We start from the raw sequence: 22,145 nt of genomic DNA on the forward strand, positions 1-22,145 counted from the left end.
CGCCATGAATGGCTCTTAATGCCTCAATCTATCATTAACTATTTTCCGGAACATTCTCCAATGTCCAAGAAAGTTTCCCTGTGTATTGTCCTAGTATTTGTTTGCCCACTGGGACGGTTAAAGATAATCCCTCTCCTTGAGTCCATTGGTTCGAAATCACGATTGAACCATCTTCGGTTAAGTTTCCTGTTTCAACCACCTGATTTTCTTGGTTTACTTGAACAGAGGCTTGTTTATTTTTATACTTCAACAAACCGCTCAAGTCGGTAGTGTCAGAATGCAGCCCAACCTCTTCTTTTAGTAAGAGCTCCCATGGCGCCTTGTCCGTCCCGCGGGTATCTGAAACTTCGAGTTTTCCTGAAATCGTTGGGTAATAGGTTTTCGCCTTTGTATCTATCTCTTGGGTTCCAAAGTCCAATGAATCAGGAACCGAAACAAGCTCTAAACTCCCGTTTACTGTAAGTTTTTTCGCTGCTAAAAATTTCGCATCATGGTAAACAACATCGGTTGAAGGTTCGATGTTCCCGATACTGTCATTCGTAGATGGCGGATTGGTTACATTTGCTGCTCCCGCATGATCCTTCAGAAATAGTTGGAGAGTATCCCCTTTTTGAAGACCGGTTGGTAAAGCTGCTGTAAACTCGCCATTTTCGTTCACTGTAGTTTCAATATTGGTATTCTGATTATTTAGAAATACTTCTAAAATATCGCCGGCTTCACCAGTACCGCTAACTTCCTTAGCACTCGGTGGAACTGTCTCTTGGTTATTCGTTAGCTTAACAGGATCAGCAGGCGTCACATCGTATACTTTTGGCGTATCCTTTGTTAGCTCTTCAGGCGAACTTTGATGTATCCAGTCAGAATCATTCATTCCACGCCAAGCATCTAGAACTTTTAACGTATAACCGGTTTTCAAGAATTCTTTGTTTGGCGCATCAATTTTGATGATCCCTTTTCGCTCAGGATCGCCATAAATCGATAGCGGTTCTCCAATCGATTCCCCTTTTACCTGTGCCACTTCTTTGCCTGTTTCATCGTACACACCAATTGTCGCTTGAACTTCACCTGTATAGGCATCTCGGATTTCGTCTTTTCCTTCGGGAACCGAAGCATGGGCATAGATAAATTTATCAGCATTCGTTGGAACTCTTATTTCATCTAGCAAAGCAGATTGATTATTCGCACTCATGCGAGAATAATTTGTTAAGGAACCAAACTCTGATTGCATCTGTGTATTATCTGTAGAATCAAGGACACCAAAGTCCAATCCTGAAAGTGCAAAATTTACGTTAAACCACTGATGCGCTGGATCGCCATCTAAATCACTGCCTGCCTTCCAAACAGAAAGATCTGAGTTTTTACCTGAAAATTTAGATTCATCGTAATAATTTGGAACATTCATGACCATCCCGCCGCCAGGTCGATTGTTCCGAAAGTCAAAATAATCCACATCATCCATCGAAAAATGTAACTCCGTGCTACCGAAAATCCCTTTATCAGCACTTTTAGTCATTCCACGAGCAATAAAGTAAGTGCCCGCTCCAGCGGTAATGGTTGTTTTACCACCTGTACCACCATCAACGGCAGGTCCTGATTTAGCATCAAGGACAACGGAAGATTTTTTATCCATCAAGTTAAACTCATTTCCCGTTCCACCACCCAAACTGATGGCTGCATTTTTACCATTATCACCTGGGTCACTAACTATACTGCCCACAGCACGGTGAACATCGAAATCAGAGCCGCCAGAAATATTGATTTTATTATTGTCTCCAAACGTCCGGACACCAGGAGCAAATTGAGCAGTTCCATTAATACTGTTTTTGGTAATATTAACTTTAGATTCGGTTTTCACATTGAAGGCCATTTGTCCCGATCTAAAACGCACTGTTCCTTGGTTCGCATCATTATCTCCGTTGGAAACCAAGTCGAGGACTGAATGATCCTCCACATTAAATTCTTCACTATCATTTTGTAAATATACAGCAGAAGTATTTTCCGCGGTTACTTTTAGTTGTGAACTGCCTGTAACATTCAATGTCGTTCCTATGCCTGCAATGGCGAATGGACCTTTATCACCACGAGCATTTCCAGTCATAGCCAACATAGAACTATCTTTAATCCAAAACTCACTCTTAGACTTAATTTCCCAAATCGTTCCATAATCCGTATTCACAGACTTATTACTATTTGTGGTTACAGATGAGCCACCATCAATGATGACTTTAGATTCGGTTGAAATATCCGTAGCATAAAAATTTTGCGCCTCTGATGTAACAGTTGCGTGATTGGTAATCGTCAAATTCTGCCCAGTAATAGCTGGATTATAGCGGCCGGTACTTGAATCAGTTACACGGTCATAATTTAACGTGACACCATTTAAAACCACACTACCTTTGGGCATGTAGGCAATTCCCGCTGCATTCCCGTCTACGCTTGAAATGTTATCGGCCAGCTCCAAAGTCCCAGTCCCAGAAGCCAAAAAGCTCTTTATTAATCCAGTAAAATGTAGGTTGTGCATGATTACCTTGCCTGGTGTATTGATAGTCAAGGTCATACCTTTTAGATCTAACTTATGAGAATCAAAATCTATATCTACCGTTCGCGTAACCGTGGGAAGAGACCCAATCGTTGGTGCTGTCAAATCACCAGTAACTTTAATAGCAGTCACATCGGTATTCTTTAAAGCGTTGACAAAATCTGCCCATACGCTAACCTCTGTCACAGCACGTGCACTTTTAACTGTTTTTTGATCGTTGGTGCTATTTTTTTCAGATTCCGAAGTAGATGTCGATTCAGCAGTTTGGGATTCACTTGATTGATTCTTATCAAAACTATCCTCCGAAGCACTAGTACTAATTTCTGATGGCTGAGTACCAGATTCCGTGCTTGGAGCTTCAGACTCAGGTATTTGAACAGACGAAGAAGTCAAAGTTGTACGTTCGCTGCTCGCAGTCTCGTCCTTTTCAAGAAGTCCCGTGTTCGCTTGATCTTCTTGCGAGGGCTCTTGTGCTGCTTGAGTAACAACTGGAATATTTACCATGAGCAAGCTTGCTGCAATCCACGTACTAAAAATTTTATTTAACAATTTCGCTCTCTTCTTTCTCTTCTTGTTTAGTTACTTGAAACATCCCTCAAAATCCAGTCCCGCGCTGCTTGATCGTTCATCTCATCATTAAGTGCTGCTTCAGAGATGCACTTAATGATGGCTGCACTACATTCTAAAAATCAGCTCATTTCAGAACTTGCCTTTTAGTTACAGCACTAGTTATTTTCTGGGGTTGAAGCTAATGTCCAATTTAAAGTTGTTTTGTATTCCTTTGATAATTTCACCGACTTGCCAGGAACAGAAAGCTGTACTGCTTTCTTTCCATCTTCAGCTGTATCACCGAATCTATAAACCCAGGTACCGACACCTTTTCCCTGCTCTGCCTTGATTGCTTCTGTAGTTCCAGGAGTTGTCCCGTCACCAGGTACCAACGTTATCGCTGAAGCAACCGTTCCTGGTTTATAGCTATCTAGTGAATTGTCATCAACCGCAGCAACAGCAGAAGCCTGGTTGATTTTTAATTCCGCTCCATTCAGTACTTCACCATCAGCAGTCTTAAATTGATCAACTTGACCTACAGTTAGATTCCAGCCAGCTAGGTTCCCACGCTTATCCGATACTTGAACATAGTTACTATCGCCAAATTGATTTCCATCAGCATCAACAAATTGGTCAAGTGCTGCATAATATGTCTGATCTTCAGTAGAAATTTTTTGTTCTCCAAATTTAAAGTTCGATGCATAATCGATAGACAATGCCCCGCCCACAGGAGTTGGAGGATCAACAGGATCAATCGGGTTTCCCGGATCTGTTGGGTCTGTAGGATCTGTCGGGTCTTCCCCAGCTACGAAATTAACTGTTCCATTTGTCGGCATGCTCCCACCTTCTTCAGCAGCAAACGTTTGAACAGCACCACCCATTAGGCTCATTGCTATGACAGCAGAAGCGAATAGTCTTTTCTTTTTCATTTGTCGTCTCTCTCCTTTTTTGCATCATCTGGAATCTGGCAAGCGTTAACAACAGCATTGGGACGATCATGATTACAGATCTAACTGAGGCTATCTTTTACGTTGCAGCTTCTTCCTTTTGATACTCTTGAAAAATAGTTTATCTTGTCTCTATGACAGTAAGTATTTTACAAGCAGAACAAGAAACATTCTATTTTATTTTTTTCAAAATCAAAAAATTTGAAAACAACAAAAGAACAAATGGTTTTTTTCTAGAATGTTCAATCAGAGTTATCTAAAGTTATTTTTCACTTTTGAAATTATACTCATAGATTGATAAATAGCAAGTAATTTTATCCGGGGAGGTACGAAAACGTTCTCTATCCCGAAGAGGATTTAATTCTAGAACGAAATTCCTTTTCTATATCCTCTTTCACGTATTCATAAAGATGTTTTTGCAAAGAAACGTCAAAAGTAATAGACGCAAAATAACCAGACAACTATTCATCCATTTGTCTGGTTAATTCTTTTATGTAGTTGGAGGTTTTTACCCGATTGAAGAACGGAGAATACTATTGCATGCTAATAACGTTTTGCTGCATTTATTCGACGAGATATACGTCAAAGATTTTTCTCTTACCGCCAACGACTACATGCTCAACTTCCTCTTTCCAGAAGAGAATAATGGAATCTGAAAAAAGTTCAATGATCGTTTCCTTGTTCTCTGGTTCATTTTCCATCATTTTTTCCAGATTATAAGTGAACATCTAATGAAATCATCTATTCCTCCAAAGCTATTGATCATCAATAAAATACTACTAACGTTTAATCAATCGAAGGGTTTTTCATCTACTATTTCACATTTCAGACCGTGACTCGCGATGATGATCGGTGCGGTCTCAAAATCCTCAGCGTTGATTTTAAAAATATGATTTCCTATTTCAACTTGATATTTAACGACAATGATTGTCATTGTGTTGCCAGTAAAATACTGGTTCAACAACGTGCCGATTACTGCAACAATTCTTAATAATAGAAATAATCCAATAGCGATACCAAAATCCTTTATTTTGATCTTTTGAATAGTTTGAGTGGTATGTCTTTTGTAGTAGTTCCATATCCAGTAAATTGAGAAAAAGATAAATCCAGTAATCGCTATTGAAATGAACCATTTCATCTCAATTACTGTTTGATATTCCATCCCAATAGCCAGCGTCAAAAGAAGAATTGGGCATGTCGCCCAGATGAGAAAAGCAACAGTTTTCAAACAATTAAAAAAAATTCGACGAGAAGAACGACCGCTCGGTTTTTCCATACAACACCTCCATGTGCTGAAAGTTCCCATAAATCCTCTAATCTGTTACCTGACCTTCTGCTTTTTTTAAAGAACTAGCGGCTTCTTTGAGCTTTTCCCGATTAGCATCAAATTGACTTGGCTTGGTAGATGCGTATACTTGCACAAAATTCTGTTTCGCCTCTAAAAGATAGGCAAGCGCTTTATGTTTTACGCCTTCGGTATCGCCTTCAAGTACCATCTCAACTCCAGACATTCCATGAACCTCAACAGGTTCTCCTTGCTCAACAAATTGATATCCCATAGATTCATACGTATTGACTATCGTATTTTGCCAGCTTGCAAAATCCACATAATCCATCTTGTCTTCTATGAACAAACTCAAACCTTCTTCAGCGGTCGTAACAAACAATTCAGAGTTCTTATCTACACGTTCTACCCATCCCTTTAATACTGTGTAATGAAATAATTCACCATTTTCAGCTCTGACTTCGGTCACATAATCTTTAGTTGCTTCGCCTTTTAAAAGTTCGCTGCTTTCTTGCGCTTTCTTTGATTCTTGCGTTTGTTCGGAACCAGCTGTATCTTTCGGTGCACAACCGCTGATTGCCCATAATACCAATCCCAAAACAATGAATTTCTTTCTCATCTTGTTCTCCTTTGTAAACTGTCGATAATCGTACTCCCTTTTCCAGCTACTGTGGCCTGTATCTATCGCTTTTTCATCTATCCAGCCACAAATGAATTCACCATTTCGGTAACTAGATCACCATTTCTTTCAAAGAATGAAGGCAGTCCTACGAAATTAAGAATAATATACTCCGTCTCCGTTTCTAAAAAATAGAAACGAACATCGACTTTTGCGCCCTCAGCGATTCCCGTTAAGCTATAAAGTTCACCTGTATAATGTGCTGTTTGATACGGCTCTTCTTTAATCGTTTCTTCTTTTATTTGAACTTCCTCATCGGACTTCATTTGTTCCTTCATCGCACTTTTTAAGACAGTAAAATCATCGATATCGGATTTCTTTAATCCTGAAACCATCACTTCTTCAACGTTGTTATCATTCTCAGCACGAAAAGAAAACTCTTCATCCTCGATGACTTTCCAGCTATCCACGATCTTCATTTTGTAATTTGTTCCTTCAACTTGAAAATCGACATCTTTCATTTCAATTTTCTTTTCTGAAGAAGATGTTACGGTTTTTGACGTTGAAACTTCTGTCGTAGATGCTGACTTGGTATTTTTTCCTGATTCATTTGTTTCCTTTTCTCCGTCTGAGCCACATCCTGCTAAAACTGCTACCATTGCTGCTAAAACAATCCATTTTTTCATTTTATATTCTCCAAACATCCTAAATTTTTAATGACGCAATTTGCCAAATAAAAGCAATAGGGTTATACGAAATTACCTAATTATTTTTTAGATACTTTACACCGGATCTGTTTCCCCTTGAATGGCGTCTGTATCCTCCTGAGTAATCAAAATGTTTCCTACCTCCGTCTGATCCGGACGTAGATAGATCACCTGAATTTTTGCATCAGGAACTATCCCTTTTACCGAGTCCATGATTGGTTTCATTGCTTCGACCATCACTGGTTTTAGCGCTTCACTATCCATTTCAAACCCTGGATCTTCTGGAAGAGTATATCGATAAATCACCGTATGATTTTCGCCAGCAGCAATCTCGATATTGGTGTAAGCATCACCTAGTTGTTCCTTCATAGCTGGAAGCTGAGACTGTGCTGCTTCGATCATAAGATCAAAAAGTTTTGAATTACCGCTCTCATTACTTTCCTCTGTTTTTAACTCTTCTTCAAGTAGATCCACTTCATTAGAAGAAGATGTAGATTCTTTGGTCGATTCTGCGACTGACGAGGAAGACTCTGTGTCTTTCGCCTTCTCTAGACTGGCAGACTTATCATTAGAACAAGCAGCTAAGCTAGTTAAAACAAACCCAACAAATAAAACCTTAAGCATTTTCTTTTTCATTTTAAACCCTCCAAAATTTGAAATTTGATGACTTTTACAACCCTAGTTATAGTTTACACTAATTTCAAATTGATTAATAATACAATTTGTTTTTTTATCAACAAATTTCGAATAAAAGGATTTGAAAACCCTGAGAAAATATCAATTAATACTACTTAATGCTAAAATATAGTAAATCCACCTGAATATTTAAGATCAAAAAAACAGTTTGGATACAAGAAAAAGTATTCCAACCTGCTTTCAAAAAATATTCTATTTTAGGATATTAATAATTGGTTCAGAACGTGTTGCTATGTCAATGACATAATTCAGTGTGATGATGATATGTTACACTCTCCGTTTTTGAGTAAATTAGATAAATTTATACTCTAAAATGATTGATTATCAGATAAACTTTGCTACACACTTGGAAAAGCACCTATTTCAATTTCTTTTCCTGAATTTCTATTTCTGGTTCATAATGGGCAATTATCTCAACAGAATCGTCTTCAGTCCATACAACAAAATGCCTTAAATCCAAATCATCATAGATACCCATAGTTTGGTCTGAAATAAAATCAAGAAACTTTGAATTTGATAGTTTGAAAAAACCCCACTTTAGATATTTTCCGAATTTTCTGACCCATTCATAATCTCTTTTTTGAAGTCCAGATTCATCTGCGGTTAACATGGCATAGACAAAACCTGCAAAAAGAATTTTCACCATAAATTGTTTGCTATCTAATACTATCAGGGTTCCCTTCTCATCCTGTAATACTTTTTTTACCCAGTAATCACATTCTGGTAAATTATATCCTGTTAATTCTTCCATTATTTTGTTCCTTTACCTGTACCTTAATTTTGTTTTTTGTGTTTCTGATTTTTTGAGTAATCACTACCCTATTTTCCTAACATTTACAATTGACTCTAGCACATCAAAATAATCGTTATCAGGAAAAATCATTAGAGGGATCGTAGTTTCTAAGTTTTCATCATTCAGTATATTTCCACACGCGCATCCTATTTTCATTGTTAGATCACTCTCCTAAGTTAAACAAGAGGTTAAAATCATTTGAATGTTTACTATAAAATAGCATATTATCAGATAAAAACGAACAAATATTAGATCAAATATCAATTATTATTACTTTATGTAAAACGAAAGAGTATTTTCTAAAGTTCATAAAATTAATGGACTGTCTTTCTACTCTTCATATGATATTTGGCAATAGAAATTGAGTTTATATTTAAATCAAAATTAATAGGCGTTTTTGTAATTATCTATTGAAAATCCTAGAGAGTTACGATCAATGATTGAAACCACTTCTATCTGTTGTTTTATTTCGATAATATTCCTTATTTTCAAAGATTATCGAAATATATATAGATTTTTAATCGTTATTTATTTCATCGAATTTTTATTGCCATGGGATCCATCTTTCGGTATACTATTCTTTGTGCTAAGTGGTTCCGTGGTGTAGGGGTTAACATGCCTGCCTGTCACGCAGGAGATCGCGGGTTCAAATCCCGTCGGAACCGTTCGTTATTCTGGAGGATTACCCAAGTTCGGCTGAAGGGAACGGTCTTGAAAACCGTCAGGCGGGTAAAACCGTGCAAGGGTTCGAATCCCTTATCCTCCTTTTATTTGGGGAAGTACTCAAGTGGCTGAAGAGGCGCCCCTGCTAAGGGTGTAGGTCGGGAAACCGGCGCGAGGGTTCAAATCCCTCCTTCTCCGTAACGAATAAGCCGGACTAAACTTTCAAAGAGTTTGGTTCGGCTTATTTATGTTTGCTTGATTGTATCTTGTACGAATAAATGTATGATAGTAGACTTATTTAAAAAGGGGAAAGGCAATGAAAACAACTGATATCCAAGCTCTTTATCCAAAATACTCTGTTCTGATAAAGCAAAAGCTAACTGAGATGCAGAATCTGATTCATAACATAGCCGAAGAATCACATATAGAAATCACTGAAGGTGTGAAATGGGGCCAGCTTTCGTTTGCGACTCCTAACGGAACACCCATAAGAATCGATAAGTTTTCTGACACTCAGATTGCTCTCTTTGTTCATTGTCAGACTCACTTGATCGAAACGTGGAGATCGTTGTTCTCTGATAGGTTGCACTTTTCAAAAAATAGAGCGATCATTATTGACCTTAGTGAACCATTACCTGAAGAACAGTTAAAAATTTGCATCGATCAAGCTTTTAATTACCATTTAAAGAATCGGAAAAGGTCAAAATGAATACACACATTTAATGTAGCGAAGGCTAATACCTTCCACACATAATCTAGTTTCCCCTGATATAATTTGTTAAATTGAGTGAAAGGATGCTTGATCATTCTATGGGGAATATTTACAGAGATGCTCATAAGTATTGTGACCACAACAAAGCAATATTGAAATAATCCAAAATATGCGGATGCTTTTACTGCCAGAGTCTGTTCAACTATGACAAAATAACTAATTGGATAGGGGATACCGCCTTATGCCCGTATTGTGATGTTGATTCCGTTATTCCAAAAAATGAAAAGTATGCTTTTCCAGTCGATATTTTGCAGGGAATGCATGATATTTGGTTTTAAGTCTTTAATTATCAATCAAATTCTGCACAAAAAACACCATGATTTCTCAAGATCATGGTGTTTACTGAAATCTTCTAAAAATCTCAGCACACTTTTTTATTCTTTTAGAAATTCAGAATCAATATACTTAAATAAACATCCCAATCACTTCTACTACTTCAATCCATGTCAGCATATCACACTGTTCTATTTTTTCTATATTTCTGTTGAGATAATCTACCGAACGTAATTGGTGGGTTACTACTTCCCCTGCAATTTTTTGCGGGTCTTTAATTTCAATATACGTTGCGAAATTTCGATTGGTCGAGGTGATCGGACAAACTAAACAAAAACCGGTGTGTTGGTTAAATTCATCTTTGCTGACTACTAAAGCCGGTCTTCTTTTTTTGATCTCTTTTCCCTTTGATGGATCAAAATCTAGCCAAATGATGTCCTTCTGTTTTGGATAACTCATGTTAGCTTTCCTCTCCAACGCTCTTCATTGTGTCCCATTCAGTATCCTCTTGACTGATCGAATCTCTAAAATCTTCCCAGTCTTTCTCATTCTTAAAAATGTCTTCTTTTTTTGGTTTTAGTATATAGGCTTCGCCGACTTTTAAAATAGTAAATGTTTCGCCAACTTTTGGAGAAATATCCTTAGGAAAAATCGCTCCTACCGAATTACCGATCTTTCTTGCTACTGTTTCCATGGTTTTCATCCCCTATCTTTATGTTAAATTAAGTATAACTCGATTTAACTTGATTCTCAATTTTTTTCTCCAGTTAGTAAATCCTTTTGAGTTTCCCGATTTAATATTATGCAAAAAAAACACCATGATCCACTTCTGAGATCATGGTGCTAATTTGACTATTTATTCGCGCGTTTTTGGTACGTACCTTCTTGGGTATTGATTTCCAGCATTTCGCCTTCTTCAATAAAGTCAGGAACGTTCACGACTAAGCCTGTTTCCATTGTTGCTGGTTTACCTGAACCAGTAACTGTCGCGCCTTTAATTGATGGTTGTGTTTCAACCACTTTCAAGATCACAGTAGTTGGCAAGGTTAAGCCGATCACTTCATCACCATAGAATTGAATGTTCAACTCCATGTTTTCTAGCAAGTATTTCATTTCTTCTTCAACTGTCTTGATTGGAATTTCGTATTGTTCATAGGTTTCTAGATCCATGAAAATAGCGATGTCATCTTGGCTATACAAATATTGTACAGGTTTTGTATCCATCATCGCCTTTTCAAATTTTTCATCTGGTCGGAACGTCGTATCGTAGGTTGAACCTGTACGAACGTCACGTAATTTCATACGCATAACCGTATTTCCCTTACCAGGTTTGTGGTGGCTGGCATCTAACACTTTGATCAATTTGTCGCCTTGAACAAAGGTCATACCTGCACGTAAGTCGCTTGCTGCAATCATTATTAAGCACTCCTATTCCTATTTTATATGTTCGAATTTTTCTATCTGAAAATTCGATGGATCGTTAATCGGACCCGAATCTGCTATAAAATGAACCTTATTCATTGTAGCAAATTCCCCCTATAGTTACTAGGGAAAATGAGCTGCGAACGGTAAAATTCACTTATTTTGCTTCCTGTACCCGGAAAAATCGCAGCTTCGGCAAATGATTCAAGGTGAATTCTAAGGAAGGTCCCATCAATATGAGCACGATCAACGTACCAAAGCCGACATGTCCGCCTAGTAAGAAGCCAGTCAAAAAGAAGGCCGCGTCTAAAATGATCCGCGCGACTTTGACCGAACTGTTCAGTACGCGCTTTAATAAGATCATCAACGATTCATAGGCTCCTGATCCTGAATCCGCTAACAAATAAACGCCTGTGCCAAAACCGAATACGATAGCTCCAACGATGATAGACAAATGCCCCATGCTCTCAGGAATCGTATGTAGAATCCCCATCCAGTCTAATAAGTTTAAGCAAAAACCGATGCCAAAGCTGTTGATAATACTTCCAAGTCCGATCATTTTCCGATCATAAAGGAAGATTATGACTAAAATGATACCGTTAAAGAGCATACTGACTGTGCCGAACTTTAATGGAACATGCTGCAGGATGCCTAAGACTAACGTGCTGATTGCATCTGCACCCAGGCCGCTGACGACGATCAGGCGAATACCGATCGCTGCGATAAATGTTCCGATGACCGCAAAAAATAATTGTTTCGCTACATTTGGTTTGATAATTTTGTACCTCTCTTTCTATGAATTAAATTGTTGCTTTTCGTTTTATGACTGAAATTCTTATTTAGTAAACTGTTTTACTTGCTATAATAATAGATAAAAACTAGCAATTGAGGCTAATTCTTTTTTGAAGTATTCATTTTTCTAACTTGCTGTTCTCTCAAATTTAAAAGAAATAAATTTTTGACAAAATTTCTTTTTAAGTTCGTGGACATATCATCCAACTAAACAGTTCAATTATTGATTTGCTGACGTTGATCTATTCACCTAATTTCAAATAGAACTGCGAAAAGTTGGACTGGTAGCTAACTCTTTTTGAGGTATTCATTTTTCTAAAGATCAGAAAAATGAGGCTTATTTTCGTTTCGCATACGATCCGACTAAATTTCTCATACCTTACATTCTCTTAACCAACAAACTTTGCGTCACACTTTACAAACTACGAAAAGTCGGACTCGCAGCTAACTCTTTTTGAGGTATTCATTTTTCTAAAGACCAGAAAAATGAGGCTTATTTTCGTTTCGCATACCATTTTTCTAACTTGCTAAAGCAAGAAGAAAAACTGGCAAAAACAAGGCACCAAACAAAATGTTTGGTGCCTAAAATTGTTTAGTTAGTTCCATTCTTTCTTTAAGCGCGCTTTGTAGGAATTGAATCTGTCTACTAAAGGCACGGCTGCTTCTTTAATGGCGCAATATTTATCAACCATCGTAACGATATAACTTTCCTTATATTTCGGAGGAGTGATTGTTGCCCCCCACATATGTTTAATAATAATATCACGTTCAAGGTCAGACAATTCGGTGATCTTCTCTGCATTTTTCACAGCGATCCGTGGATGCATGTAAGCATGTGAACCTTCATCGAATTTTGTTGTCCGCCAGTCATAGTAAAACAAGTCATGTAACAGACCCGCACGAGCTGTTGCTCTTGCATCGCCATTGAATTGTTTTGCTAATTTGTAGCTATTATAAGAAACACTGATTGAGTGCTCCAGTCTTGTTGAGTTCATATGTTGGGTGTAATCTGCTAGTCTTTGGACTTCATCGGTAGCTAGTAAATCCTCAATATAAGAAACGTATTCTTCGTCATCACGCCAGTTTTCTGTCATGGATAAAAAGCCCCTTTTCTTCGTTCTGTCGCCAATTATAACACGGCTATCATTAATTGAATAGGCTTCCATGACTTTGTGAAAAAAGTTTAAGGGTTCCTTAATAACAGTTATAAAAATGTGAAGACTTATTTAAGAAAATGGAACATTAGGATGCCAGCAGCAATCGCGACGTTCAAGGATTCGGCTTGTCCTTTGATCGTAATATAAATATTTTGATCGGTCATAGCCAGTAATTCTGGCGCCATTCCTTGTCCTTCGTTACCCATCACCAATGCAAAGTCAGTCATTTTTTCTACTGTTAGATACTCTTTGGCTTCTTTATCTAAGGTTGTTCCTAGTACTGGACTACCCGCTTGTTGGAATTGAGGGATGATTTCTGCCAAGTCTCCATTTTTCACAGATAGGTGATAAAGACTTCCTTGTGTACTGCGTAACGTTTTCGGATTGTACAGGTCCGCGCTGCCTTGTCCTAAGATAACTCCAGCAAAACCTGCCGCATCGGCTGTTCGGATCATCGTTCCAACATTGCCGGGATCCTGGACATTATCAAGTAGCAACCAGGCTCCTGAATAATCTGTCGAGTCTTCCTGAGGCATCTCTGCCACAGCGATCATACCTTGTGGGGTCGGCTGACTGGCTAGTGTTTTCAGTACCTCATCGGATACTAAATAATAATCGGTCAGATTTTCTTCGATCCAGTCAGACCATTCATTCAATCCCCGTTGGCTGATAAAAACTTCCCTCAGCGTGACATTGGCGGCTTTTGCTTCCTGGATCAGATGAAAGCCTTCCAATAAATAGCTGTTTGTCTGCTGGCGATATTTCTTTTGCTGCAATTTTTTGGTTTCTTTGATTAATGTATTTTTACTTGATTGGATTTCCTTCAACGTGTTTCTCCTCGCTCAATTATCATTTCGTCTGCCATTATAGCACGTGAATTCTTGTAACAACCAGCAAAACTCGTTATCATAGAGAATAAGAGAAAAATAAATAGGAGGTTTTCTGATGAAAAAACATATAAATGTTACTGGACGTGTACAAGGTGTCGGCTTTCGCTATACAACGTATCAAATGGCCGTGGAGATTGGATTGACCGGTACGGTCAAAAACGAAGACAACGGAAGCGTGACGATCGAAGCAGTCGGTACGAGAGAACAAATCGATCAGCTGCTGGAAAAACTCAAGGTTCCGCAAAATCCGTTTGCCCGCGTTTCCCACATTGAGCAATATGAAGACCCTACCATTAAGGACTACGATCAATTCAATGTTGTGTATTAAAAAATTGACAAGGTTCCCTGACTTTTTTCGAATTAGATTGAAAAGGCTTGTGTTATCTAGTATAGTATTTCCTGTATAAATTTTTATTAGCAGAGGAAGAAATAAATGACAAAATTTAAAAATTGGCTTTTAGGCTCCGGCCTTTTGGGCGTTCTTTTACTATTATCCGGCTGTGTCCGTTCAAATAGTGATGGCACGCCAGATACTTCAGGTCTTGTTTATCGAATGCTTGTTGTTCCATTGGAGAACTTCCTTAATTGGATGGTTACTAGTTTCGACTGGTCTTACGGCTTAGCGATCATTGTTTTGACAATCATCGTACGCTTGATTATCATGCCGTTAGGAATCAACCAATCGAAGAAATCTTTGATCCAATCAGAAAAAATGCAGTCGATCAAACCACAAATTGACGCTGCACAAGCAAAAGTAAAACAAGCTACGACCCAAGAAGAACAAATGGAAGCTCAGCGTGAAATGCAGGCAGTCTACAAGGAAAACAATGTCAGCATGATGGGCGGTATGGGTTGTTTACCATTACTAATCCAAATGCCGATCTTCTCCGCATTGTATTACACTGCTCGTTTCTCAGAAGGAATTCAGCATTCGACGTTTATCGGGATTGATCTTGCAAAGCCGAGTTATTTGTTAGTTGTCTTCGTCGGTGTCGCTTACCTACTTCAAGGATACATCTCCTTGATCGGCGTGCCTGAAGAGCAGAAGAAAACGATGCGCAGCATGATGATCGCTTCACCGTTGATGATTGTGTTCATGTCCTTCACTTCACCTGCGGGTGTCGCGCTTTACTGGGTGATCGGTGGGATTTTCAGTTGTATCCAAACCTTCATCACAAACGTCTTGATGCGTCCTCGTATCAAAGCACAGATTCAAGAGGAATTGAAGAAAAATCCACCAAAACAAGTAGTCACAAAACCAATTAAAAAGGCTGAACCTATTCAACCAAAACAAGTAAACCAGCCTAAAAACAAAAATAAAAATGCCAACGGGCGTAATGCCGGTAAACAGCAACGTAAGAAATAAACTAAAAATAATTTGGAAAGTCCCACAGACTCATAGGAATGATACTATGAGCCTGCGGGACTTTTTTGGAAGTCTAGTGTTTGCTAGCCTTCTTTTTTACCTAAAAAAGCTATCTCAAAATTGAGATAGCTTAATGAACGCTTATGTTAATGAAATTCTTTTACCTCAAAATATCGATCAGATCTTTCTTCGCTGCCTCAGAAGCTGGCATGACTGAGAAGATCAAGCCGATTCCACTGGAAACACCCACCGCCAGCACGACAGTAAACAGATCAACAGATACCGAGATATCCATCACATTTCCGATCGCATAGGCGACAATCATTCCTAACAGATAGCCGATGACCCCACCAACGAGCGTCAAGGTCATTCCTTCAAGTAAGAATTGCATGCGGATCGCGCCGCGGGTCGCGCCTAATGCTCGGCGTATCCCGATTTCTTTGGTCCGCTCTGAAACAGAGATATACATCATGTTCATCACACCGACGCCGGCAATGAACAATGAGATTCCTGCAACGGCACTGATGAAAAGTGTGATCGTACTCAGTACCTGACTGATCCCATCGGTCATCATTGCCATATTAGAAACCTGATATTCCCCTTGCTGGCGCATTGCTCCGGCGTCTTTCAGCTTTTTCATCGCTCTGTCTGTCACTTTATTGAGCTGAGCCCCATCCTCCAACGTCAGAACAACGGTGCTTGTATCCTGCTCATTTCCGAAGAAACGGATATAAGTTTGGCGCGGCAGCAGGATTTTGGTTGTCCCTTCGGAGAACATCGTTTCCTGTGCTCCGGCTGGGAAAACGCCGATGATCGTAAATACTTGCTTATCTAGTTCGAAACCACGACCAACCGCGGTTTTAGCTGATCCGAAAAGATCTTTCGCTAAGTTGGTATCGATCGTCACGACTTTATTTTGGGTTTGATTATCGTAAGCACTGATTGCTCGTCCATAGCGCACAGACTTGCCCTTTTCAGAAACGACCCCTATGCGATAATGATTCGTCTTATCTTTTACCTTCACCTCTTTATAGATGTAGCTCAAATCTGGTTTCGGATACGCTACGGACTTGATCCCTTCAACATTTTTCAACATGCTGAAATCAGAAGACTGGATCATATCAATATTAGAAGAATATAACGCATCATTGTTGGGGATAAAATTGATATCCACCTTCAGCTCTTCTGAATCATCTGAGGTCAGACTCTCAATCGTATCCCGTTCAAAGCCACGTCCAATTGATAAAATTGCGATCACGGCCGCAATTCCGATGATGATCCCAAACATGGTCAACGCGCTGCGTTTCTTATTCTTAAAGATTGACCCTAGAGACGAACGCCAGTTTACATAGAACTTCATGCTTCGTTCACCGCCTTGTCATCAGTGATCGCACCATCTCTGATTTTGACGAGACGCGTGCAATAAGGAACGACTTCTGGATCATGAGTCACTAAAAAGATCGTTGCTCGGTCACGACGATTTAGCTCCTTGAACAGCTCCATGATCTCATTTGAGGTATGGGTATCCAAAGCTCCGGTTGGTTCATCGGCGATAATAAACTTCGGCTGATTGATCAAGGCTCGCGCGATCGCAACACGCTGCTGCTGACCACCGGACAGTTGGCGCGGATGCTTCTCGGCCTTGTCCGCGATCCCGACCCTTTCTAATACTGCCATCACCTTTTCTTTCGTTTGATGGAAGCCATAGCCATTATAAAGCAGCGGCAGCTCCACATTTTCGTAGACCGTGTAGTTTTCGATTAAGCTAAAATTTTGAAAAACGAAGCCGACCATCTGGTTACGTGTCTTAGACAGACGATCATCAGTGGTCGTCACTAGATTCTCCTCTTCAAATAAATACTGACCTTCAAATTTTGTATCGATAAAGCCTAATAGATTGATCAAGGTTGATTTTCCTGATCCGGATGGTCCCATAATCGCAATCATTTCACCAGCATCAGCTTTAAGATTGATGTCTTTTAACACATGCAACGATTCTTCATCATTGCGGTAGTACTTGTTGATATTTTTCAGTTCGATCATTTAATCCACCGCCACTTCCTGACCATCGCGTAATGATTTGTCAGGATTTGAAATGATCCGATCGCCATCCTTAAGACCATTCTTCAAAAGATAGTAGTCGCCTTTGTCCTCGACTTCAACAGTCACTTCTTGAACTTTTCCCTTACGATAAGCAAAGACATAATGGCTGTCACCAGTCTCCCTGACCGCTTTTTTCGGTATACGAATCTCAGTCAGAGGCAGGACAACCTGGACATTATAGCCGTACTGTAATTCCTCTGTCGGCTTCACGATGAAGCTGTAATTGGAAACTGAACTGGTTGCCGCTCCAGTCGCTGCTCCAGCTTGACTAGCGGCCTCTGCTTGGTCAGGTAATTTGTTTACATGGGTGATTGTTCCAGCGATCTCCTGATTAGTCGTGATCGGTTTGATGGTCACAGCCGCATCCTGATGGACCTGCGGATAATCGTACTCAGATGCTTTGGCTGAGATCGTAACCTCATTACTGACAATCTTTACTACTGGTACAGAAGGATCATTCTTGCCTTTCTCATTGATGTAGGCCGTTCCTTTTGTCGCACTGGCAATCGTTGAACTGACTTTTCCACGCATCTTCGTCACACTTTGCGAAGCTGAGTTCAGCTCCACATTGGCACTTTCTAGCGCTTGTCGCGCCTGAACGACTGCCTCGCCAGCAGCCTCTACACTACTTTCATACTGCGTCTTCTCCTGATTGTATTGTTCCTTTTTCGCAGCGCCCTCTTCACTATTTTCATTCGTATTATTATAGTTTGTGATCGCGTCATTCAATTTTTGCTGCTCTTTCGCCTGCTTATCTTGGGCCATAGCCAAAGATTCTTGCGCATTTGATACGGCGAGATACAGCTTATCCAGGTTCGTGCTCTGTTCATCCGCCTGCTCTTGATATTCTGTGTTGGTGTAGCTTAAGAGCGTCGTTCCTTGATCGACTTCCTGTCCATCTTGAACATTGATCTCAGAAATCTTCCCCAACGTTTGATCAAAATAATAATCTTGCGTATGAGTCGCTTCCACGACCCCATTAAAGGTCAGTGGATCTGATTTTTTCAATGTCACTGTCTTGAATTGATTTTCTTTGACTGTATTGGTCTTCATACGAGAATACACGAATGCGCCAATAAATAAGAGCAGCGCGAGAACTCCTGCAATGATGCTCCAACGGATCTTTTGCTTTTTGTTCAATTTTTTCTTACTCATCTGCTACTCCTCTGGCTCTGCTTTAAATAGATGGACGATCACTAGAATTGCTGGAATCAGGAAAAGAAATTGAAAAACAATTCCAATAACTGTTGTCATAAATGAAACATCTATCCCGTCTATCTTCATCGTTGGCGTTGTGATCAGATTAATCGCTAACCCTACAATGCTCCAACCTATATAAAGATAATAAGGAGCTTTAGTTGGTGCGATTTCATCGGATAAACTCTTGTTTGCTCTAAAATAAAGAACCAATAAAACAATTGATATCACTAATGATAAGATAGAAATAGCTTTCGTCAGCGGGCTATTTAAATAATCGAACATTACCCGATTAAAATCTCCTAGTACTTCATTCTCAGTAAATGTGGGATTCAGTGTCTTAGGTAAACCAGCTATCCCCGAAATAACTGTAATCAATGTTAATACAATCAAAACCATGTTCCATGTTTTTGCCTTTTTCAAATGCTTTTCCATATAATCACTCCAACTCAACAATTTTCAATCATTCATGAAAATCCTGCAACAACCCTTAGCAATCATTTCACAAATAATTATCATTATACTATTAATCCCTTCCATTTTTGAAGGACGATCATGAAAATAGGTTATTTTGTCTTGAACGGGTTAAAAGAAAACTCATCGCGCAGTGGCAATAGGCTTATATAAACATTGACATGATTATAGGTACAAAAACGGCAACTAGTAGAATCATTATTGGCAAAAAGACATTTCGTCTTTTTAACAAACCAAAGTGATACCGTCTAAACCTATAACTAATACCAACGACTAGACAGCCAAAGAGAAAACTATCTATATGCAATGGGCTAAACGAAATTAAAGCCCCATTGGATGTTAAGCCAGGTGAAACTATTCCTTTCCATTCCAGCGGTGCGACAAATGATAAAAATAATTGGACCAAATTCACTGTGATCATAATCATCATACTAACCGCTAAAGCATCAAAGACCATTTTCTTTTCTAGTTCGTCATGGCGATTACTGCTGATCAATATTCTGACCAAAGAAAATATTCCTGCAACTGAATAAATCACTAAACCTAAAAATGGAAGCATACAAACCAGCATAATCATCATTGAAAAATTACCCATATTAAATTCCCTCCAATTTAAATATTTCTTCTACTAATATTTCAAAATACTGTGCGATCTTTAGACTTAAATCCAAACTGGGATTGTATTTCATCGCCTCGATTGCGGTCATTGTTTGCCGCGATACGTCTAAATCTTCCGCCATTTTCTTTTGCGGAATTTTTCGAGACTCACGAATCTTTTTGATTTCATCGTGTACATTCATTTCTTCTCCTTATTTTTATGTAAAGATATCTTTACTGAAATTCTACTCCTTCATTTTCCGCAAGTAAAGATATCTTTACAAAAAAACATCAAAATCAATATCGGCTTCAAAACAAAAAAAGCCGCGACTAGTTAAAGTCACGGCTCAAGTGTTTGATTCTATTTTGAAATTACTCTTTAGCGAATGTATTCTTAGAGCTAGGATTTCCCAAATGTAATCCCCACACCACGAGGATGAACCTCCGCATAATCAAAGGTCGCTTCTTTACATCCCTTCGCATATGTTCGAGCCAATTTTTCAACCAGCTGCTCAACTACGACTTCATTACAATCAGAGCAGCGAAAAGCTGGAACATTGATCGCTTTGACTGACCTCCCTTTGATAGAAATCTCCATTTCTGTCGTTGTTTCATTCATTTTTACCCTGCAACTATCACAATTCATTAAATTTCCCTCCATTTTATCTGTTAAAGTATTTGTTTCAGACTTTTTGCTAGATCTTGAAAACGTTGATTTTCTTGTAGCGGTAGATAAGCTGGATTGCTAATTACCGCCTCCACCATTTCTTGTTTAATTAAGCCTTCATCACGGGGCAGCTCAGGCATCCCAAAAGGACGCACACTCAGCTGCCGTTCACGATATTCTTCCACTAGATTGAAGAAGCTGTCGCCATTCGAAACCAGCTTTGATACCTTTCCTGTGACAATCTCGGCATAGGCTTCCAGCATCCTTAGAGCATGCTCCTGATCATTCATTTCCATATCGCATTCAGCAGCAGTTAGATAAAAAGGGACGACGCTGATCGGACTTAATGCTGAAACATTAAAAAGCTCGATTGTTGCGGTGGTTCGTCTACATATTTCTTTAAAATGCTCTTGATCATCCGTACAAAATGATAAGTAGGTCGTTGCATCGTAAATTAGTGAAATAATGCTATCCAAGAGGCTGTCCTGCATAATTGCTTTGGCTTCTTTTGTTTCCCCAAGCGCCTGATAGGATTGTGAAAGCAGCGCACCGATAGATGGATGAAGGGTGTAGCTGATCTTGCTTTCCAATAATTCCAGCACATTGCTTGAATTTCCAAGTGTCAGCTCACAGACTGCCTCCGAATGCAGCGCCAACTGCTGTAATTCGATATTGTCGCCAAACTCCTTTATCCGAGTAAAAAGTTCTTTTGCATCTGCAACGATCGCTGCCTTTTCCTCCCCATCATCATCGGTCGGGGTATAGTTCATGAAAAGCAGTCCAATTTGAAAAAGCAGCGGCCAACAGGAATAATACTTCTTGATGATTTCATCACAATTGTTCTTCACTTCTTCAAACGGTTTTGTCGCAAACTCCTCCATCAGCTCGAGATTGAGCTTGCGAATATCCTCCACCGTCATCTGCGGTTCGTACCCCATTAATTCATCCATACTGATATTGAAATAGGAGGCAAGCTCTGGAAGAAATTGAATATCTGGATAGCTTTGCCCTGTCTCCCATTTGGAAACAGAAACTCTCGAAACACACATATACCTCGCCAACTCGTCTTGCGTGATCCCTTTTTCTCGCCGTTTCGCCGCGATCGTTTTCGCAATGTTGATGTTGCTCATACCCTAACCTTCTTTCTCAGCCATTCTTTTGATTACAAAAAGTATAGCAAGGAAAAACTTGTCTTGATAGCGACTTCTAGTTACGTTTTTTTTGCAAAAAGTAACTCATGGTTACGTCGCACCAAATCAAACAAGCCATACGAATGAACGCATGACTTGTTATACCGATAAAAATTTTAAAGAAATTCTGCTATTCTTTCCTTGATCGCTGCGTAATTGTATTGCATCAAATCCAGCTCAGGTATCACTACAAGGTTGTGGTATCTTTCTTTATCAAGATACGCAACGATTGAAAACCCACACATAGTAACATCTGCTGCTGGTATGTCATCATCTAAAACATCAGCGCTGATAAACTCCACTTCCCATTCGGGTGCCAACGCTTCTCGAAGCTCTCTTTGAAACTTGTAAGGTCTAACTATGAAACCAAATGTAGTGGAAAATCCTCTTGTACCCTGATTTGCATTTGTCGACCAGATCCAAACTGCTTTTTTACTCATTTAATTT

General features: G+C 39.2%; 26 protein-coding genes and 3 tRNA genes. 6 read left to right on the plus strand and 23 right to left on the minus strand.

Annotated features, from left to right (window positions below):
- Window positions 1–34: 34 nt before the first annotated feature.
- The 8 genes from E6139_RS20455 to E6139_RS20490 form a co-directional block, all read right to left on the minus strand.
- Complete coding sequence (locus E6139_RS20455) at window positions 35–3,088, minus strand: Ig-like domain-containing protein (protein WP_316405393.1); 3,054 nt, start codon at window positions 3,086–3,088, stop codon at window positions 35–37.
- Window positions 3,089–3,264: 176 nt separating this feature from the next.
- Entirely contained in the window at window positions 3,265–4,017 is a 753-nt protein-coding gene (locus E6139_RS20460) for a WxL domain-containing protein (protein WP_316405394.1), read from the minus strand.
- A 581-nt stretch (window positions 4,018–4,598) separates the two neighbouring features.
- Entirely contained in the window at window positions 4,599–4,763 is a 165-nt protein-coding gene (locus E6139_RS20465; RefSeq protein WP_316405395.1) for a hypothetical protein, read from the minus strand.
- 62 nt (window positions 4,764–4,825) lie between these two features.
- Entirely contained in the window at window positions 4,826–5,311 is a 486-nt protein-coding gene (locus E6139_RS20470) for a hypothetical protein (RefSeq protein WP_316405396.1), read from the minus strand.
- A 37-nt stretch (window positions 5,312–5,348) separates the two neighbouring features.
- Window positions 5,349–5,939: a hypothetical protein gene (locus E6139_RS20475; RefSeq protein WP_316405397.1), complete on the minus strand. Its 591-nt coding sequence runs from the start codon at window positions 5,937–5,939 to the stop codon at window positions 5,349–5,351.
- Between the two features lie 77 nt (window positions 5,940–6,016).
- Window positions 6,017–6,625: a hypothetical protein gene (locus E6139_RS20480; protein ID WP_316405398.1), complete on the minus strand. Its 609-nt coding sequence runs from the start codon at window positions 6,623–6,625 to the stop codon at window positions 6,017–6,019.
- Between the two features lie 96 nt (window positions 6,626–6,721).
- A complete protein-coding gene (locus E6139_RS20485; RefSeq protein WP_316405399.1) occupies window positions 6,722–7,282 on the minus strand; it encodes a hypothetical protein in 561 nt (186 codons plus the stop codon).
- 418 nt (window positions 7,283–7,700) lie between these two features.
- Complete coding sequence (locus E6139_RS20490) at window positions 7,701–8,093, minus strand: hypothetical protein (protein ID WP_316405400.1); 393 nt, start codon at window positions 8,091–8,093, stop codon at window positions 7,701–7,703.
- Window positions 8,094–8,727: 634 nt separating this feature from the next.
- On the opposite strand from E6139_RS20490, the gene E6139_RS20495 reads away from it, so the two are divergent.
- The 4 genes from E6139_RS20495 to E6139_RS20510 all read left to right on the plus strand — a co-directional run bounded on the left by E6139_RS20495 (window position 8,728) and on the right by E6139_RS20510 (window position 9,507).
- Window positions 8,728–8,800 (plus strand) — tRNA-Asp (locus E6139_RS20495).
- An 11-nt stretch (window positions 8,801–8,811) separates the two neighbouring features.
- A tRNA-Ser gene (locus E6139_RS20500) sits at window positions 8,812–8,901 on the plus strand.
- Between the two features lie 7 nt (window positions 8,902–8,908).
- A tRNA-Ser gene (locus E6139_RS20505) sits at window positions 8,909–8,996 on the plus strand.
- 118 nt (window positions 8,997–9,114) lie between these two features.
- Window positions 9,115–9,507, plus strand: coding sequence for a DUF1801 domain-containing protein (locus E6139_RS20510; protein WP_316405401.1), 393 nt, complete (start codon window positions 9,115–9,117; stop codon window positions 9,505–9,507).
- Window positions 9,508–9,975: 468 nt separating this feature from the next.
- Here the strand turns inward: E6139_RS20510 and E6139_RS20515 are convergent, their stop codons facing one another.
- The 6 genes from E6139_RS20515 to E6139_RS20540 form a co-directional block, all read right to left on the minus strand.
- Window positions 9,976–10,302 (minus strand): type II toxin-antitoxin system PemK/MazF family toxin, encoded by a 327-nt coding sequence (locus E6139_RS20515; RefSeq protein WP_316405402.1) that lies wholly within the window; start codon window positions 10,300–10,302, stop codon window positions 9,976–9,978.
- Between the two features lies 1 nt (window position 10,303).
- The gene (locus E6139_RS20520) at window positions 10,304–10,537 is read right to left on the minus strand and encodes an antitoxin MazE (RefSeq protein ID WP_316405403.1); all 234 of its coding nucleotides are present in this window, start codon (window positions 10,535–10,537) and stop codon (window positions 10,304–10,306) included.
- Window positions 10,538–10,695: 158 nt separating this feature from the next.
- Window positions 10,696–11,259 carry an elongation factor P gene (efp, locus tag E6139_RS20525; protein ID WP_316405404.1) on the minus strand — a complete coding sequence of 188 codons (564 nt, stop codon included), beginning with the start codon at window positions 11,257–11,259 and terminating at the stop codon, window positions 10,696–10,698.
- Between the two features lie 163 nt (window positions 11,260–11,422).
- Window positions 11,423–12,043, minus strand: coding sequence for a YczE/YyaS/YitT family protein (locus E6139_RS20530; RefSeq protein WP_316405434.1), 621 nt, complete (start codon window positions 12,041–12,043; stop codon window positions 11,423–11,425).
- Window positions 12,044–12,653: 610 nt separating this feature from the next.
- Window positions 12,654–13,151, minus strand: coding sequence for an HD domain-containing protein (locus tag E6139_RS20535; protein ID WP_316405405.1), 498 nt, complete (start codon window positions 13,149–13,151; stop codon window positions 12,654–12,656).
- A 128-nt stretch (window positions 13,152–13,279) separates the two neighbouring features.
- Window positions 13,280–14,041 (minus strand): RNA methyltransferase, encoded by a 762-nt coding sequence (locus tag E6139_RS20540; protein WP_316405406.1) that lies wholly within the window; start codon window positions 14,039–14,041, stop codon window positions 13,280–13,282.
- A gap of 118 nt (window positions 14,042–14,159) precedes the next feature.
- Between E6139_RS20540 and E6139_RS20545 the strand changes: the two genes are divergently transcribed.
- Together E6139_RS20545 and yidC are read left to right on the plus strand one after the other, a co-directional pair.
- Window positions 14,160–14,432 (plus strand): acylphosphatase, encoded by a 273-nt coding sequence (locus tag E6139_RS20545; RefSeq protein WP_316405407.1) that lies wholly within the window; start codon window positions 14,160–14,162, stop codon window positions 14,430–14,432.
- A 105-nt stretch (window positions 14,433–14,537) separates the two neighbouring features.
- Window positions 14,538–15,470, plus strand: coding sequence for a membrane protein insertase YidC (gene yidC, locus E6139_RS20550; protein WP_316405408.1), 933 nt, complete (start codon window positions 14,538–14,540; stop codon window positions 15,468–15,470).
- Between the two features lie 160 nt (window positions 15,471–15,630).
- On the opposite strand, the gene E6139_RS20555 is transcribed toward yidC, so the two are convergent.
- The 9 genes from E6139_RS20555 to E6139_RS20595 form a co-directional block, all read right to left on the minus strand.
- On the minus strand, window positions 15,631–16,830 hold the full coding sequence (locus E6139_RS20555; RefSeq protein ID WP_316405409.1) for an ABC transporter permease: 1,200 nt from the start codon (window positions 16,828–16,830) through the stop codon (window positions 15,631–15,633).
- Entirely contained in the window at window positions 16,827–17,513 is a 687-nt protein-coding gene (locus E6139_RS20560; protein WP_316405410.1) for an ABC transporter ATP-binding protein, read from the minus strand. The genes E6139_RS20555 and E6139_RS20560 overlap by 4 nt, the downstream gene beginning before the upstream one ends.
- The gene (locus tag E6139_RS20565) at window positions 17,514–18,728 is read right to left on the minus strand and encodes an efflux RND transporter periplasmic adaptor subunit (RefSeq protein WP_316405411.1); all 1,215 of its coding nucleotides are present in this window, start codon (window positions 18,726–18,728) and stop codon (window positions 17,514–17,516) included.
- Between the two features lie 3 nt (window positions 18,729–18,731).
- Window positions 18,732–19,205, minus strand: coding sequence for a hypothetical protein (locus E6139_RS20570; RefSeq protein ID WP_316405412.1), 474 nt, complete (start codon window positions 19,203–19,205; stop codon window positions 18,732–18,734).
- A 184-nt stretch (window positions 19,206–19,389) separates the two neighbouring features.
- Window positions 19,390–19,839 carry a hypothetical protein gene (locus E6139_RS20575; protein ID WP_316405413.1) on the minus strand — a complete coding sequence of 150 codons (450 nt, stop codon included), beginning with the start codon at window positions 19,837–19,839 and terminating at the stop codon, window positions 19,390–19,392.
- 1 nt (window position 19,840) lies between these two features.
- Complete coding sequence (locus E6139_RS20580; protein ID WP_316405414.1) at window positions 19,841–20,044, minus strand: helix-turn-helix transcriptional regulator; 204 nt, start codon at window positions 20,042–20,044, stop codon at window positions 19,841–19,843.
- A gap of 197 nt (window positions 20,045–20,241) precedes the next feature.
- Window positions 20,242–20,487 (minus strand): YgiT-type zinc finger protein, encoded by a 246-nt coding sequence (locus E6139_RS20585; RefSeq protein WP_316405415.1) that lies wholly within the window; start codon window positions 20,485–20,487, stop codon window positions 20,242–20,244.
- Window positions 20,488–20,510: 23 nt separating this feature from the next.
- On the minus strand, window positions 20,511–21,638 hold the full coding sequence (locus E6139_RS20590) for a helix-turn-helix transcriptional regulator (RefSeq protein WP_316405416.1): 1,128 nt from the start codon (window positions 21,636–21,638) through the stop codon (window positions 20,511–20,513).
- Between the two features lie 176 nt (window positions 21,639–21,814).
- Entirely contained in the window at window positions 21,815–22,138 is a 324-nt protein-coding gene (locus tag E6139_RS20595) for a hypothetical protein (protein WP_316405417.1), read from the minus strand.
- Window positions 22,139–22,145: the final 7 nt, after the last annotated feature.

The organism is Enterococcus sp. (assembly GCF_032555305.1).
In the GTDB taxonomy this organism is placed as follows: domain Bacteria; phylum Bacillota; class Bacilli; order Lactobacillales; family Enterococcaceae; genus Enterococcus_A.

Bases quoted from the DNA above. Each gene is read 5' to 3' on its own strand.
- E6139_RS20480 (WP_316405398.1), bottom strand. From the start codon at position 6,625: ATGAAAAAATGGATTGTTTTAGCAGCAATGGTAGCAGTTTTAGCAGGA.
- efp (WP_316405404.1), bottom strand. From the start codon at position 11,259: ATGATTGCAGCAAGCGACTTACGTGCAGGTATGACCTTTGTTCAAGGC.
- E6139_RS20485 (WP_316405399.1), bottom strand. From the start codon at position 7,282: ATGAAAAAGAAAATGCTTAAGGTTTTATTTGTTGGGTTTGTTTTAACT.
- E6139_RS20475 (WP_316405397.1), bottom strand. From the start codon at position 5,939: ATGAGAAAGAAATTCATTGTTTTGGGATTGGTATTATGGGCAATCAGC.
- E6139_RS20465 (WP_316405395.1), bottom strand. From the start codon at position 4,763: ATGTTCACTTATAATCTGGAAAAAATGATGGAAAATGAACCAGAGAAC.
- E6139_RS20590 (WP_316405416.1), bottom strand. From the start codon at position 21,638: ATGAGCAACATCAACATTGCGAAAACGATCGCGGCGAAACGGCGAGAA.
- E6139_RS20575 (WP_316405413.1), bottom strand. From the start codon at position 19,839: ATGGGTAATTTTTCAATGATGATTATGCTGGTTTGTATGCTTCCATTT.
- E6139_RS20555 (WP_316405409.1), bottom strand. From the start codon at position 16,830: ATGAAGTTCTATGTAAACTGGCGTTCGTCTCTAGGGTCAATCTTTAAG.
- E6139_RS20545 (WP_316405407.1), top strand. From the start codon at position 14,160: ATGAAAAAACATATAAATGTTACTGGACGTGTACAAGGTGTCGGCTTT.
- E6139_RS20585 (WP_316405415.1), bottom strand. From the start codon at position 20,487: ATGAATTGTGATAGTTGCAGGGTAAAAATGAATGAAACAACGACAGAA.
- E6139_RS20535 (WP_316405405.1), bottom strand. From the start codon at position 13,151: ATGACAGAAAACTGGCGTGATGACGAAGAATACGTTTCTTATATTGAG.
- E6139_RS20520 (WP_316405403.1), bottom strand. From the start codon at position 10,537: ATGGAAACAGTAGCAAGAAAGATCGGTAATTCGGTAGGAGCGATTTTT.
- yidC (WP_316405408.1), top strand. From the start codon at position 14,538: ATGACAAAATTTAAAAATTGGCTTTTAGGCTCCGGCCTTTTGGGCGTT.
- E6139_RS20510 (WP_316405401.1), top strand. From the start codon at position 9,115: ATGAAAACAACTGATATCCAAGCTCTTTATCCAAAATACTCTGTTCTG.
- E6139_RS20515 (WP_316405402.1), bottom strand. From the start codon at position 10,302: ATGAGTTATCCAAAACAGAAGGACATCATTTGGCTAGATTTTGATCCA.
- E6139_RS20560 (WP_316405410.1), bottom strand. From the start codon at position 17,513: ATGATCGAACTGAAAAATATCAACAAGTACTACCGCAATGATGAAGAA.
- E6139_RS20565 (WP_316405411.1), bottom strand. From the start codon at position 18,728: ATGAGTAAGAAAAAATTGAACAAAAAGCAAAAGATCCGTTGGAGCATC.
- E6139_RS20570 (WP_316405412.1), bottom strand. From the start codon at position 19,205: ATGGAAAAGCATTTGAAAAAGGCAAAAACATGGAACATGGTTTTGATT.
- E6139_RS20490 (WP_316405400.1), bottom strand. From the start codon at position 8,093: ATGGAAGAATTAACAGGATATAATTTACCAGAATGTGATTACTGGGTA.
- E6139_RS20460 (WP_316405394.1), bottom strand. From the start codon at position 4,017: ATGAAAAAGAAAAGACTATTCGCTTCTGCTGTCATAGCAATGAGCCTA.
- E6139_RS20580 (WP_316405414.1), bottom strand. From the start codon at position 20,044: ATGAATGTACACGATGAAATCAAAAAGATTCGTGAGTCTCGAAAAATT.
- E6139_RS20595 (WP_316405417.1), bottom strand. From the start codon at position 22,138: ATGAGTAAAAAAGCAGTTTGGATCTGGTCGACAAATGCAAATCAGGGT.
- E6139_RS20470 (WP_316405396.1), bottom strand. From the start codon at position 5,311: ATGGAAAAACCGAGCGGTCGTTCTTCTCGTCGAATTTTTTTTAATTGT.